This window comes from Cupriavidus sp. H39 (assembly GCF_050271075.1).
GTDB classification, from domain to species: Bacteria; Pseudomonadota; Gammaproteobacteria; order Burkholderiales; family Burkholderiaceae; genus Cupriavidus; species Cupriavidus necator_B.
On the sequence record NZ_CP189848.1, the window covers coordinates 3,057,860 to 3,072,173 of the forward strand.

General features: G+C 68.2%; 12 protein-coding genes. 3 read left to right on the forward strand and 9 right to left on the reverse strand.

Annotated elements, in window-relative coordinates; genetic code table 11:
* Positions 1–108 precede the first annotated feature (108 nt).
* The 5 genes from ACOCMH_RS29540 to ACOCMH_RS29560 all read right to left on the reverse strand — a co-directional run bounded on the left by ACOCMH_RS29540 (position 109) and on the right by ACOCMH_RS29560 (position 5,989).
* Positions 109–1,662, reverse strand: a complete 1,554-nt coding sequence (locus tag ACOCMH_RS29540) for a malonate--CoA ligase (RefSeq protein WP_427310978.1) — start codon at positions 1,660–1,662, stop codon at positions 109–111.
* Positions 1,663–1,731: 69 nt separating this feature from the next.
* Positions 1,732–2,514: an enoyl-CoA hydratase/isomerase family protein gene (locus ACOCMH_RS29545; protein WP_427310980.1), complete on the reverse strand. Its 783-nt coding sequence runs from the start codon at positions 2,512–2,514 to the stop codon at positions 1,732–1,734.
* A 43-nt stretch (positions 2,515–2,557) separates the two neighbouring features.
* A complete protein-coding gene (locus ACOCMH_RS29550) occupies positions 2,558–3,571 on the reverse strand; it encodes a Bug family tripartite tricarboxylate transporter substrate binding protein (RefSeq protein WP_427310982.1) in 1,014 nt (337 codons plus the stop codon).
* Positions 3,572–3,730: 159 nt separating this feature from the next.
* Entirely contained in the window at positions 3,731–5,197 is a 1,467-nt protein-coding gene (locus ACOCMH_RS29555; RefSeq protein ID WP_427310984.1) for a malonyl-CoA decarboxylase domain-containing protein, read from the reverse strand.
* 72 nt (positions 5,198–5,269) lie between these two features.
* On the reverse strand, positions 5,270–5,989 hold the full coding sequence (locus ACOCMH_RS29560) for a GntR family transcriptional regulator (protein WP_427310986.1): 720 nt from the start codon (positions 5,987–5,989) through the stop codon (positions 5,270–5,272).
* Between the two features lie 749 nt (positions 5,990–6,738).
* On the opposite strand from ACOCMH_RS29560, the gene ACOCMH_RS29565 reads away from it, so the two are divergent.
* Together ACOCMH_RS29565 and ACOCMH_RS29570 are read left to right on the forward strand one after the other, a co-directional pair.
* A complete protein-coding gene (locus ACOCMH_RS29565) occupies positions 6,739–7,830 on the forward strand; it encodes a YjgN family protein (protein ID WP_427310988.1) in 1,092 nt (363 codons plus the stop codon).
* 6 nt (positions 7,831–7,836) lie between these two features.
* Entirely contained in the window at positions 7,837–8,856 is a 1,020-nt protein-coding gene (locus tag ACOCMH_RS29570; RefSeq protein WP_427310989.1) for a M48 family metallopeptidase, read from the forward strand.
* Between the two features lie 6 nt (positions 8,857–8,862).
* Here ACOCMH_RS29570 and lgt read toward each other — a convergent pair whose 3' ends face one another.
* Positions 8,863–9,681 (reverse strand): prolipoprotein diacylglyceryl transferase, encoded by an 819-nt coding sequence (lgt, locus tag ACOCMH_RS29575; RefSeq protein ID WP_116357238.1) that lies wholly within the window; start codon positions 9,679–9,681, stop codon positions 8,863–8,865.
* A gap of 300 nt (positions 9,682–9,981) precedes the next feature.
* Here lgt and ilvD point away from each other — a divergent pair, with 300 nt between their 5' ends.
* Entirely contained in the window at positions 9,982–11,655 is a 1,674-nt protein-coding gene (gene ilvD, locus ACOCMH_RS29580; protein ID WP_427310991.1) for a dihydroxy-acid dehydratase, read from the forward strand.
* Positions 11,656–11,784: 129 nt separating this feature from the next.
* Here ilvD and ACOCMH_RS29585 read toward each other — a convergent pair whose 3' ends face one another.
* From ACOCMH_RS29585 to ACOCMH_RS29595, 3 genes are read right to left on the reverse strand one after another with little or no spacing between them, the layout of a single operon-like run.
* Positions 11,785–12,285, reverse strand: coding sequence for a hypothetical protein (locus ACOCMH_RS29585; RefSeq protein ID WP_427310993.1), 501 nt, complete (start codon positions 12,283–12,285; stop codon positions 11,785–11,787).
* Positions 12,282–12,716: a DNA polymerase III subunit chi gene (locus tag ACOCMH_RS29590; protein ID WP_427310995.1), complete on the reverse strand. Its 435-nt coding sequence runs from the start codon at positions 12,714–12,716 to the stop codon at positions 12,282–12,284. The genes ACOCMH_RS29585 and ACOCMH_RS29590 overlap by 4 nt, the downstream gene beginning before the upstream one ends.
* Positions 12,717–12,750: 34 nt before the next feature.
* On the reverse strand, positions 12,751–14,301 hold the full coding sequence (locus ACOCMH_RS29595) for a leucyl aminopeptidase (protein WP_427310996.1): 1,551 nt from the start codon (positions 14,299–14,301) through the stop codon (positions 12,751–12,753).
* Between the last annotated feature and the right edge of the window lie 13 nt (positions 14,302–14,314).

Below are 14,314 nucleotides of genomic sequence, written 5' to 3' on the forward strand. Positions count from 1 at the left end.
CTTTCGACCGACCGCTTGTGTGCTCCCCTCTCCCGCAAGCGGGAGAGGGAGCAAACCGCTCAGTGGTTGAAACCCCACAGGAAACCCCACGGCGTTTCGCGACCTTCCTCAAAGCACCGCGAACTGTTCCCGCAACACGTTCTTCTGCACCTTGCCCATGGTATTGCGCGGCAGCTCGTCCACCACGTGCACGCGCTTGGGCACCTTGAAGTTGGCGATGCGGCCCTTGAGGGTGCCGATCAGCGCGCCCTCGTTTATGTCCGCACCGGGCTTGCGCACCACCACCGCCACCACCGCCTCGCCGAAATCCGCGTGCGGCACGCCGATCACGGCACTCTCCGCCACGCCCGGCATCTCGTCGATAAAACTCTCGATTTCCTTGGGGTAGACGTTGTAGCCGCCCGAGATGATCAGGTCCTTGCTGCGCCCGACGATGGTCAGGTAGTGGTCCGGCACCGCGCGCTCACCGGCCTGGCTGACGATGGCGCCGCCGAAGCGGCCGACGTCGCCGGTCTTGAACCAGCCATCGTCGGTGAACTCTTCCCGGGTCTTCTCCGGCATGCGCCAGTAACCCTTGAACACGTTCGGGCCGCGGACCTCGACATTGCCGATCTCGCCCGGCGCGCACGGCTTGCCTTCGCCGTCGACCACGCGCACCGACACGCCCGGCAGCGGCATGCCCACGGTGCCGCCGATGCGTTCGCCCAGCGCCGGGTCATACGGGTTCGACACCAGCATCACGGTCTCGCTCATGCCGTAGCGTTCCAGGATGGTATGGCCGGTGCGCTCGCGGAAGGCATCGAAGGTTTCCAGCAGCAGCGGCGCCGAGCCCGATACGAACAGGCGCATGCGGCGGCAGGTGTCGTCGTCGAAGCGCGGCTCCTGCAGCATGCGCACGTAGTAAGTTGGCACGCCCATCATCACGGTGCAGCGCGGCAGGAATTTCAGCACTTGCGCCATGTCGAGCTTCGGCGCCCAGATCATCTTGGCGCCGGCCAGCAGCGCGCCATGCGACGCGACGAACAGGCCGTGCACGTGGAAGATCGGCAGCATATGCAGCAGCACGTCGTCGCTGCGCCAGCCCCAGAAGTCATGCAGCGTCTGTGCATTGGAGGCCAGGTTGCGGTGAGTCAGCATCGCGCCCTTGCTGCGCCCGGTGGTGCCCGAGGTATAGAGGATGGCGGCGAGGTCATCGTCCGCGCGCGCCACCGTGTCGAAGGCATCGGCCTTGCCCGCCGCGCGCGACAGCAGCGAGCCGCTGCGGTCGTCGTCCAGCGTAAAGACGTGGTTCACCCCGTGCCGGAACGCCACCTTGGAGACCCAGCCGAAGTTCTTGCTGCTGCAGACCACTACCGACGGCTCGGCATTGCCGACGAAGTAATCGATCTCGGCTTCCTGGTAGGCGGTGTTCAGCGGCAGGTAGACGTAGCCGGCGCGCAGCGTGGCCAGGTACAGGAACAGCGCTTCGGGAGATTTTTCTACCTGCACCGCCACGCGCGCGCCTTCGGGCAGGTGCAGCGAGGCCAGCAGGTTGGCCAGCTTGGCGGTGGCGCGGTCAAGGTCATCCCAGCTGTAGTACAGCCCGTCATGCGTCTCGATGCAGCAGGCGCTACGGTCAACGGGAAAGCGGGATTCGAACAGGGCGAACAGGTTGGCGTTCATGGCGAGGGTCGAACGAAAGGCTAAGAAAGCGAAGCAAGCGATGGTGGGAAGCAGTGCCGGCGGTGCGCCCTACTTCCCCTGGAACTGCGGTGGGCGGCGCGCGAGGAAGGCGGCGACGCCTTCGGCGTGGTCGGCGCCTTCGGCATAGGCAAAATGGGCGTCCAGCTCGGCCGGCGAAAGCGGTGCCGGCGACGGCGCCAGCCGGCGGATGGTGGCCTTGTTGATGCGCGCCGCGGCAGGCGCGCCGGCGGCGATGCGGCGCACCGTGGCGTCGACCTCCGCGGCCAGCGCACCGGGCGCGACCACGCGGGTCAGCAAGCCTTTTTCGCGCGCCTCGGCGGCATCGAAGACACGGCCCTCGAGCAGAATCTCGAGCGCCGCGGCACGCCCTGCCAGCGCCAGCAAGCCCTGCAGCTCGCCGGGCGCCATCGGGAAGCCGAGCCGGTTGATCGGCACGCCGAAGCGGCTGTCCGACGCGGCGATGCGCAGGTCGCAATGGCAGGCGATTTCCAGCCCGCCACCGACGCAGACGCCTTCGATCATCGCCACGGTGGGATGCGCGCATTGCGCCACCGCCGCCAGCGCGGGCGCGATGGTTGCCATGTGGTAGCGGCGCACCGCGACGGCGTCGCCGCGCTCCGCGGGAAACTCGGCAATGTCGGCGCCGGCGGCGAAATTGCCGTCGGCGCCGCGCACCACCACGCAGCGCAGCGAGGTATCGGCCGACAGCCGCGCAAAGCCCGCCGCCAGCTCGCGCCACATCTTCGCGGAAATGGCGTTGAGCTTGCCGGCGTGCGACAGCGTTACGGTGGCGGTGGTGCCTTGCGTGGCAAAGCGCACGGTGCCGCTCATGGGCGCTTCCCCTGGCTACGAATCGGCATTGGCATGGCCTGCGTCAGTCGATCTTGGCGCCGGACTGCTGCACCACCTGGGCCCAGCGGCGGATCTCGGCATGCTGGAACTGGCCGAACTGTTCCGGCGTGAACGCCGGGGTCTCGGAGCCGTTGTTGAGCCAGACTTGCTTGAGCTCCGGCGTGTTCAGCGCCTTCTCGGTCTCGGTGTAGAGGCGGTCGACGATGTCCTTGGGCGTGCCCTTGGGCACCCACATCGCGTACCAGGTCGAGACGTCGTAGTTGGGCACGCCGGCCTCGGCCGCGGTCGGCACGTTGGGGAAGGCGGCCGAGCGCTTGCTCGAAGCCACTGCCAGCGCCTTGATGCGGCCGGCGCGGATATGCTGCGCCGATGAGCCCAGGCCGTCGAACATCAGGTCGACCTGGCCCGCGATCAGGTCGGACAGTGCCGGGCCGGCGCCCTTGTAAGGGATATGGGTGATGAAGGTCTTGGTCTGGAGCTTGAACAGCTCGCCCGCCAGGTGGTGCGACGAGCCATTGCCGGCCGAACCGTAGTTCAGCTTGCCGGGGTTGGCCTTGGCGTAGGCAATCAGCTCCTGCAGCGTGTTGACCTTGACGCGGTTGGGATTGACCACCACCACCTGCGGCGGCTGCGCGATCACCGTGACCGGGATGAAATCCTTCTCGATGTCGTAGTCCAGCTTCTTGTAGAACGACGGCGCGATGGCGTGGTGGGCGCCGCCGATGAACACCGTGTAGCCATCCGGCGCGGCCTTGGCCGCAATGCTGGCGCCGACCGTGCCGCCCGCGCCGCCGCGGTTGTCGATCACGAACTGCTTGCCCAGCTGCTTGGACAGCTGCGCGGTCAGCGGGCGCGCGAAGGCGTCGGTGCCGCCGCCCGCGGGGAACGGCACGATCACCGTGACCGGCTTGGACGGCCAGGTATCGGCGTGCGCGGACGGGGCGGCGAGCATGGCGCCGGCACTGATGCCGGCCATGCCAAGGGCCATGCCCGCTGCGCGCGCGCAGGCGGCCAGGCTGAACTGACGACGATTCATCTTTGTCTCCTCTCTCTTCTGGAAAGTCAATCTGATCGCCGCGCGCGCCTGCAGGGGCGCCGCGCGGCTGGCTTTGCTTCTACGACATGGCTCCCGACAAAAGCCCGCGGCGCTCGCGGCACCGCGGGTGCGCGGGCGATTCCCGTGACCGGACCAGGATCACAGCAGCTTCCCGACGCTACGGCTGATGCGCGGATTGCCTGCGCCCAGGCGGGCCAGATTGTCATCCAGCGCCTCGGGCACGTAAAGGTAATTGACCATCATGCCGCAACTCTGGCTGCGGCCCTTGCGCGACAGGTCGGCGCCCCAGTTGAGCCGCTCCACGCAGGCGCCATTGCCGAGGTGGAAGCGCGCCACCGGGTCGGCCGGCATCGACTGGTTGCGTTCGCGCACCAGGAAATGCGCGGCCAGGGTCAGCGCGGTGTCGCGCACCACGGCATCGGCGGCATCCGGCGCCAGCGCCTCGAGCCACGCGGCGCCGTCGGCGGGCGCGTCGCCGTGCCGCTCGCTCCAGCGCCCCAGTCGCTTGTCACCCAGCACGCGCGCCACGGCGTCGCCGTCCTGCTTGCGCAGCCAGTCGGCAAACCCGGGGATCGGCGACAGCGTGGCGAACTGCTTCACTTTCGGGAATTCGCGCTGCACTTCCTCGATCACGCGCTTGAGCAGGAAGTTGCCGAAGCTGACGCCGCGAAGCCCTGGCTGCGTATTGCTGATCGAATAGAAGATCGCCCACTTGACCCGGCGCAGGTCTTCCAGCGGCGCGGCTTCGTCCAGCAGCGTATGGACATCGGCGGCCATCTCGGGGGCAAAGGCCACCTCGACAAAGATCAGCGGCTCGCGCGGAATGCGCGGGTGGAAGAAGGCGTAGCAGCGGCGGTCGGAATCCAGCCGGTTGCGCAGGTCGGTCCACGAGGCGATCTCGTGCACCGCCTCGTAGCGGATCAGCTTTTCGAGCAGCGACGCCGGCGAGTCCCAGGTGATCGGCTGCAGTTCGAGCAGGCCGACGTCGAACCAGTTGGAGAACAGCGCCTCGAGGTCGTCGTCGAGCGCGCGCAGCCCCGGCATGCGGCGCTGCCAGCGCAGCATGTCGGCGCGCAGCTGGATCAGGAAATGCAGGCCGCAGGCGCTGTTGCCACGCTGGCCGTGCAGCGCGGCCAGCCGCTTGAAGAAGCGGATGCGCGCGTTGGACAGCGCCTGGCCCAGCCCGGCCGGCCCAGCCTGCGCGCGGCCGGCGCGCGCACCTTTGTCGCCATCGGCCGCGACCTCTTCGCTGCCGGCGCTAGCCACCTCGGCCAGCACCGCCAGCATGCCGCGCCGTGTGGCTTCGCCGGCGGCTTCGTATTCGGCCTGCCAGGCCTGCGCGGCGGCATTGGCGGCGCCGTCGGTCAGGCGCGCGTCAAAGCACAGGCGCAGCTGCTCGCGCTGGCGGCGCGCCACGCGCGCCGCCAGCGGCGCCTCGCCATCGACCGGCGTGGCGGCCTTGGCATCGCCGGCATTGGCCTTGGCGTCGCCATCGCCCTTGCGCCCCCACCAGCGGCCCAGCCGCGACAGGATATTGGAGCCCGACGGCTCGCTCTCGCCCAGCGGCGCGCTGATCTTCTGGTCACCCGTGTCGAAGGAGTTCATGCGGTACCTGCCTTGGTGCATCGATCGGAACGTGGGAGAAAAATTCGGACTGGCATAGCGCGCGTTCGGAAGCTACTCTTCCGCGCCCGCCACGCGCAAGGCCGGCGGCGCGCGCACGGCCTTTACGTCTTGCGCGATCGCGGCGCCGCCGGCATCGAGCGCCTGCAGCGCGGCGCGCTGGCGCAGCAAATGGGTCTTCATCATGGCTTCCGCGCCTTCCGGGTCGCGCGCCTTGAGCGCGGCAAAGACGGTCAGGTGCTCGGCGCAGGATTCCTGGATCCGCCCCGGCAACTTCAGGCTCTTGTGGCGCGACAGCCGCAGCACCTTGCGCAGGTCGCTGATCAGCCCGCTCAGCCAGCGGTTGCCCGCCAGCCGCTGGATCGCTTCATGGATCTGGGCGTTGGTCTCGTAGTAGGCGTCGATCTCGCCGGCCTGCGCATAGCGCGCCAGGTCGGCGTGCAGGCCGTCGAGCGCGTCGAGGTCGGCGCGCGTGGCGTTGCGGGCCGCTTCATAGGCGCAACGCCCTTCCAGCAACGCCATCAGCGGGAAGATCTCGTCCAGGTCCTGCTCGGACAGTTCATTGACGAAACAGCCACGGCGCGGCTCCAGCCGCACCAGGCCCTCGGCGGCGAGGACCTTGAGGGCCTCGCGCAGCGGGGTGCGCGAGATGCCCAGGGTTTCGGCCATCGCGCTTTCATCGATCCATGCGCCGGGTACCAGCGTATGCGCGTCGATCATCGCGCGCAGCCGGTCTGCCACTTCCAGGTACAGCGCCTGCTGGACGATGCGCATCCCATCTCCTGTATCTCGCAGACCTACGGGCGCGTGCCCCTAAGTCATAATTCATAATTATGGATTAGGGCGCGAACGATACAAGGGATTTCGATGCTGCGCCGCAAGGCACGCAGGACAGCTTAGGGATCGGGGAATGAGGTGCGGCGGACGTTCCTTGCCTCCCCGCAAGGAACGCCCGCGCCTGAAAGAACTGCAAGTACCGCTTGATCATCGCACGCGGACACCGATGGCATCCGATGCGTGGGTCCATGGATTGACCTGGCGCTGGCCCTGCGCCACCCCTGTTGCAAACGCGCGAAGCGCGTGGATTTTCCCGTGCCCTTTGATCCGTGCAGCGCGGCTAACGCAATTCGACCCGAGAGCCGTACCCCCCCCTGGGCACTGCCGTGGCGGCTGTGGCTCGCCGCTCATCTTGTAACAAGAATACTAGCGATTTACGTGCCAATCGGGCTAAGCCCTTGATTTTATGGATGGCACCGGCTCAAAATTTGTTACAGGACGAGATCAGTGTAACAGAATGTTTCCGAAGCGTTACGAGGGTTTTCCATGGTGAGGACGTTGCGGCATAGGCCGGCCGCAAGCTCCGATGCAATTTGTGCCGTCGGCGGTATTTATCGGTGTCAGAATGTGAGGCCGTCGCCGCAATTGCCTTGGCTGGCATCGTTGCGATTTTGAAACAGCGCCGGCCACCGCAGGTTTCCCCGCTGGTTTCCCTGTATCAATCGCACATCCCTGGAGTTCACACCATGCAAGCTGGCAGCAGCGATTTCACACTGGCCCCCGCCCGGGCAGAACCAACATCACCCGCCGGCCCGCGCGCTGCCCCACTGCGGCCGCTCGGTCTTCGCTTCACCGGGTCGGGCTCCGAGTATTTCCGTATCTGGATTGTCAATGCGCTGCTGACCCTCGTCACCTTCGGCGTCTATTCGGCCTGGGCCAAGGTGCGCACGCTGCAGTATTTCTATCGCAATACTCAGCTGGACGGCGCCAGCTTCGACTACCACGGCAAGCCGTCGGCCATCCTGAAAGGCCGTGCCATCGTGTTTGCGCTGGTGCTCGCCTTCCAGTTGGCCTCGACCTTCTCGCCGTTCCTGGCGCTGGCGATGCTGCTGGTGCTGCTGGCGGTGTTCCCGTTGCTGCTGGTGCGCTCGCTGCGGTTCCGCATGGCCAACTCCAGCTACCGCGGCCTGCGCTTCGCCTTCACCGGGGGCGATGCCGCGGCCTACCAGGTGTTCGTGCTGTGGCCGCTGGCCGCGGTGGTCACGCTGGGCTTGCTGGGGCCGGTGGCGCACCAGCGCTTCAAGCGCTACCAGCACAACCACACCCGCTTCGGCACCGCACCGTTCGGCTTCCACGCCGGTGCGGGCGATTTCTACCGGGCCTATCTGCGTGCCTTCGGCGTGGTGCTGGCGGCCACGCTGGTGGCGGCCGTGGCCGGCTTCGTGATGGCGCCGGGCATCGGCAATTTCGGCGCGGCGGCGCTGCTTGGCTTAGGCATCGCCGGCTTCTACCTCGGCATGCTGGCGGTCAGTCCCTACCTGAGGGCGCGGCTGCAGAACGTGGTGTGGAGCCACACCACACTGGCGCCGCACGCCTTCCGCAGCGAGGTGGGGGCCGCCCGCCTGGTCTTTATCTTCGTCACCAACCTGATTGCCATCGCGCTGACGCTCGGCCTGTTCTTGCCGTTCGCGCGCGTGCGCACCGCGCGCTACCGGCTGCAATGCGTGACCATGCTGACGGCCGGCTCCCTCGACAGTTTCGTCGCCGGCGAGGTCCAGCAGGTGGGGGCACTGGGAGATGCGGCGGTAGACTGGTACGACATCGACATCGCGCTCTGACGCGCCATGATCCCGGTCACCTTCTTCGACGGCCGCTCGTCGCGCGCGCATCCGGCCACGCTGGCCGTGGAAGCGCAGCAAGCCGTGCTGCGCGACGCCGACGGCGCCGAATTGCGGCGCGCGCCGCTGTCGCAGCTGCGCGTGTCGGAGCGCGTGCGGCGCGCGCCCCGGCTGGTCACGTTTGATGACGGCGCCTTCTGCGAGGTCACGGACCATGCCGCCTTCGACCGCCTGCTGGCCGCCACCGGCCACCGCGACGGCCTGGTGGCGCGCGCGCAGAACAGCTGGCGCCTGGCCGGCCTTGCCGTGGCGGCGCTGGTGGCGCTGCTGGTGCTGGGCTACTACGTCTTGCTGCCGTGGGGCGCGGGCATGATGGCACGCGCGGTGCCGCCCGAACTCGAGGCCCGGCTCGGCCAGTTGACGCTGGCGAGCCTGGACCAGGGCATGGTCGGGCCGACCCGGCTGCCGGCCGCCGAGCAGGCGCGCATCCGTGCCAGCTTTGCGGCCCTGCGGCGCCCGAGCGACGCCGCGCACGACTACCGGATCGAATTCCGCCAGGGCGGTGAAATCGGCGCCAATGCGCTGGCCTTGCCGGGCGGCACCATCATCGTCACCGATGAACTGGTCGGCCTGGCCGGCACCGGCGCCGGCCTGATGGGCGTGCTGGCCCACGAAGCGGGCCACGTGGCGCGCCGCCACGGGCTGCAGCAGGTGATCCAGGGGTCGGCGCTGGCCGCGCTGTCGGCCTATCTGTTCGGCGATATCTCGTCGGTGCTGGCGGGAGTCCCCGCCGCCATGCTGACCTTGCGCTATTCACGCGACCACGAGCGCGAGGCCGACGCCTATGCCATCGACATCATGCAGCGCAACGGCCTGCCCCCGGCGGCGCTGGCCGACGTGCTGGTCGCGCTGGAACAACGCGCAGGCAAGCCGGCCGACGCGCAGGCGGGGCGTAGCGAAGAGTTCCTGTCGACGCATCCGCACACCCAGGCGCGCATCGACGCGCTGCGCCGCGCCGCCAGGTAGCCAGGTTCAGGCCGCCGGCTGCGGCGCGCCGGCGCCAGGCTGGCGGCGGTAGGCCCAGATCACCATGGCAATGCCCGCCAGGATCATCGGCAGGCTCAGCCACTGCCCCATCGACAGCTTCAGCGCCAGCAGGCCCAGGAAGTTGTCGGGCTCGCGCGCGAATTCCGCGGCGAAGCGGAACGCGCCGTAACCGATCAGGAAGACGCCCGACACCGCCCCCATCGGGCGCGGCTTGCGCGCGAACAGCCACAGGATGATGAACAGCGCCACGCCCTCGCCGGCAAACTGGTAGAGCTGCGACGGATGGCGCGGGATGTTGTCGCCGGCCTGCGGGAAGATCATGCCCCATGGCAGGTCGGTGGCACGACCCCACAACTCGCCGTTGATGAAGTTGCCGATGCGCCCGGCCGCCAGCCCGCAGGGGATCATCGGCGCAATGAAGTCGGTCACTTCCATCCAGTGGCGCCGGCGCAGCCTGCCAAACAGCCACATGGCCACCACCACGCCGAGGAAGCCGCCATGGAAGGCCATGCCGCCTTCCCATACCTTGAAGATCTCCAGCGGATGCGACAGGTAGTACGACGGCTTGTAGAACAGCACGTAGCCCAGCCGCCCGCCCAGGATCACGCCCAGCACGCCGAAGAACAGCATGTCGTCCAGGTCGCGCGTGGTCCAGCCCTTGGCGGCGATGTGCGGCTGGCGGATACGCAGGCGCCCGAACCACAGGAACATGACGAACCCGGCCAGGTACATCAGCCCGTACCAGCGGATCGCAAGCGGGCCCAGGTGGATGGCAACCGGGTCGAACTGGGGATGAATCAGCATGTTGGCGTGAATGGTGGTTGTGAAGGCCGCGGCTGGATTCAGCCAGACCAGGCCAGGTTCGACGTCCGGGTGCGGCGAAGGTTGCACCGCGATGCCGGCACCAGGCCCGCGCGCGCATCGTAGCCCGTAATGATGTCACAAAACCCCACCCGCCTCGGCGGCCAGCCCACCAGCCCGGCGCGCGATCACGGCCGAATAATCCATTTGACACACTAAAACGCAGGCGTCATTCTTGGCCCACAACATCGCCTGCCATGCCGTCGCGTGGCGGCATAGAACGAAAATTCCGGAGACTCCACCATGGCATTCAACAAGCGCTCCCGGCATATCACGCAAGGCGTGGCGCGTTCCCCCAACCGCTCGATGTACTACGCGCTCGGCTACCAGAAGGAAGACTTCGACAAGCCGATGGTGGGCATCGCCAACGGCCATTCGACCATCACGCCGTGCAACGCCGGCCTGCAGCGCCTGGCCGACGCGGCCATCGACGCGATCCGGGCCGCCGGCGCCAACCCGCAGGTGTTCGGCACCCCGACCATCTCGGACGGCATGTCGATGGGCACCGAGGGCATGAAGTACTCGCTGATCTCGCGCGAAGTCATCGCCGACTGCATCGAGACCGCGGCCCAGGGCCAGTGGATGGATGGCGTGGTAGTGATCGGCGGCTGCGACAAGAACATGCCGGGCGGCATGATCGCGCTGGCGCGCACCAACGTGCCGGGCATCTATGTCTACGGCGGCACCATCAAGCCGGGCCACTGGAAGGGCAAGGACCTGACCATCGTGTCGTCGTTCGAGGCCGTCGGCGAGTTCACCGCCGGGCGCATGAGCGAGGAAGACTTCGAAGGGGTGGAACGGAACGCCTGCCCGTCCACTGGCTCGTGCGGCGGCATGTACACCGCCAACACCATGAGCTCGTCGTTCGAGGCGCTGGGCATGTCGCTGCTGTACTCGTCGACCATGGCCAATCCGGACCAGGAAAAGGTCGACAGCGCCGCCGAATCGGCGCGCGTGCTGGTCGAGGCCGTCAAGCGGGATATCAAGCCGCGCGACATCATCACGCGCCGCTCGATCGAAAACGCGGTGGCGCTGATCATGGCCACCGGCGGCTCGACCAACGCGGTGCTGCACTACCTGGCGATCGCGCATGCCGCCGAAGTGGAATGGACCATCGACGACTTCGAGCGCATCCGCCGCAAGGTGCCGGTGATCTGCAACCTGAAGCCCTCGGGCCAGTACGTGGCCACCGACCTGCACCGCGCCGGCGGCATCCCGCAGGTCATGAAGATCCTGCTCAAGGCGGGCCTCTTGCATGGCGATTGCCTGACGATCACCGGCCGCACGCTGGCTGAAGAGCTGGAGAACGTGCCCGACACCCCGCGCGCCGACCAGGACGTAATCCTGCCCATCGAACGCGCGCTCTACGCCGAGGGCCACCTGGCCATCCTGAAGGGCAACCTGGCCGAAGAAGGCGCGGTGGCCAAGATCAGCGGCCTGAAGAACCCGGTGATCACCGGCCCGGCGCGCGTGTTCGAGGACGAGCAGAGCGCGATGGACGCCATCCTGGCCGACCGGATCAACGCCGGGGACATCCTGGTGCTGCGCTACCTGGGGCCCAAGGGCGGCCCCGGCATGCCGGAAATGCTGGCGCCAACCTCGGCCATCATCGGCAAGGGCCTGGGCGAGTCGGTCGGCTTTATCACCGACGGCCGCTTCTCGGGTGGCACCTGGGGCATGGTGGTCGGCCACGTCGCGCCGGAAGCGTGCGTGGGCGGCACCATCGCGCTGGTGCAGGAGGGCGACTCGATCACCATCGACGCGCACCAGCTGCTGTTGCAGCTGAACGTGCCGGACGAAGAATTGGCCCGGCGCCGCGCCAGCTGGAAGGCGCCGACCCCGCGCTATACGCGCGGGGTGCTGGCAAAGTTTGCGCGACTGGCGTCGACCGCGAGCAAGGGGGCGGTGACGGACTGACTGCGGAGTTGGTGGATATCTGAAAACCTGCGCGTGGTCGCAGGCTTTTGTTGTCTGGAGAGCGCTTGCAGGACCGTCGTCCCTGGCGGACGCACCCCTCTCCCGCAAGCGGGAGAGGGGTGCAAACCCTCAGTCCGTTCCCGGCGCCTTCTCCATCTCTTCCAGCGTCGCATCCAGCCACTCCACCAGCCGCGCTTCCAGCGACTGGGTCAGCTCGCTGGCCAGCTGCGCCGTCAGCGGTGCCAGCCGCGCCTGCAGCGTGGCTTCGGTGTGGGCGGCGACCACCTGCGGCCATTCGGTGCGAAAGCGCATCATCACGCGGCTCAGCAGTTCCGTGCGCAACGCGCGCAGGTCGTCCTCGCCGCCGTCCGGGGCTGCGGCCGGTTCCCCGTCGGGCTGGGCCGGCGCCAGCGCGTTGTCGAGCGCGGCGTCGCCGGTATCGCCCACCTGCATCACCAGCCCGGCATCGTCCATGCCGAAGGTGTCGATCACGCCATCGTCGGCCGCGGCGCCCGCCTGCGCCGGCGCCGCGGCGTCGGCATCGGGCAGTTCCACGACCTCGGTCAGCAGCGGGATGCTGTCGTGCGGCTCTGGCCGCGGGATCACCCGCGAAGTGGTGCGTTCGCTCATGCGGCGTCTCCCTTGGGCTGGCCGATGTCGTGGTGCGTCAGCGGATAGCCGCGTTCGCGGTAGAAGCGATAGCGCTGCCGGCCGGCCTCGCGCGCCACCTCACCCGCGCCCACCACCTCGATCAGCCGCTCGAAGCTGGCAAACTGGGCCGGGGCCTGGTCAGCCAGGTTGATCAGCAGCTGGTGGTGCGGCACGCCTTCGGTGGTGGCGGCCAGCAGGATCGGGGTGATCGCCGCGTTCGGGCTTTCCAGGCCGCAATGCGGCAGGAAGTCGAGCGCGGAGAAGGTCCACAGGCGCGCGTCCAGGTCGGCCAGCTGCGCCGGCGCGCCGTGGATCACCACCTTCTGCCCGGCGCCGTACGCCTTGCGGACCAGGCGGCAGACATAGCCGAGCACGTCCGGCACGTTGCTGTGGAAGTCGATGCGCGTCATGGACGGTTTCCGCTCCGGCTCTGTGGCGCCGCGGTCAGGCGGCGCGGTCCATCAGGAACTGCGTCAGCAGCGGCACCGGACGGCCGGTGGCGCCCTTGGCCGCGCCGCTCTTCCACGCGGTGCCGGCGATGTCCAGGTGGGCCCAGTCGTATTTCTCGGTGAAGCGCGCCAGGAAGCAGGCCGCGGTGACGCTGCCTGCCGGGCGCCCGCCGATATTGCCCATGTCGGCAAAGTTGGACTTGAGCTGGTCCTGGTACTCGTCGTCCAGCGGCATGCGCCAGGCGGTGTCCATGGCGCGGCGGCCGGCCTGCAGCAGCGCATCGGCGAGCGCGTCGGAGCGCGCGTACAGGCCGCTGTTGACGTGGCCGAGCGCGATGATGCAGGCGCCGGTCAGCGTGGCGACGTCGATCACCGCGGCCGGCTTGAAGCGCTCGACATAGGTCAGCGCGTCGCACAGGATCAGGCGGCCTTCGGCGTCGGTGTTCAGGATCTCGATGGTCTGCCCCGACATGCTGGTGACGACGTCGCCCGGCTTGGTGGCGATGCCGCTGGGCATGTTCTCGCAGGTGGGGACCACGGCGACGACATTGAGCTTCAGCCCCATCTCGGCCACGGCCTGGATGGTGCCCAGCACCGAGGCGGCGCCGCACATGTCGTACTTCATCTCGTCCATGCCCTCGCCCGGCTTGAGCGAGATGCCGCCGGTGTCGAAGGTGATGCCCTTGCCTACCAGCACCACCGGCGCCTGCTTGGCGCCGGCGCCGTCATAGCGCAGCACGATGAACTGAGGCGGCTCTTCGCTGCCCTTGGTCACGGCCAGGAACGCGCCCATGTTGAGGGCCTCGATCTGCTTGCGGCCGAGGATCTCGGCCTTGAGCTTGTGGCGCTTGGCGATGCTGCGCGCGGTATTGGCGAGGTAGGTCGGGGTGCAGATATTGGACGGCAGGTTGCCCAGGTCGCGCGTCAGCTCCATGCCGTTGGCGATGGCGGTGCCGCGCACCGCGGCCTGGGTGGCGGCGCGGGCGTCGCCGCTGTCGACCGCGATCACGACCTTGCGCAGCGACGCCTGGTCGTTGCCATTGGGCTTGCCGCTGGCGGCATGCTGGGCGTTGGCGCGCTTGAGCCCCGGATGGCGCTCCAGCAAGCGGTAGCCGGCCTCGCGCACCAGCGTGATGGTGGTGATCACGGCCCAGGCCACGTCGCGCTGCAGCGGCGCCTGCTGCGCCAGGCACCACAAGGCCGAGGTCGCGCGCGTGGACGACAAGGCACGCACCGCGGCGCGCACGGCATCGGCAAAGGCCTTGTCCGAGAACTCGGCCTCCTTGCCCAGCCCGACCAGCAGCACGCGCGCGGCGCCGACGCCGGCCACTTCATGCAACATCAGGTGGGTGCCGCGCTTGCCCTCGAAGTCGCCCTGCTTGACCAGCCGCGCCACCAAGCCCTTGGTGGCCACATCCAGGGCCTTGGCCACGCCGCCCAGGTTCTGGCCTTCGAACAGGCCGACCACCAGGCAGTCGGTCTTGGTCGCCAGGAAACCATTTTGGCCGGCTTTGCTCAAATCCAGGGCTTTTGTGCTAAATTCCATCGCGCTTCCTTCC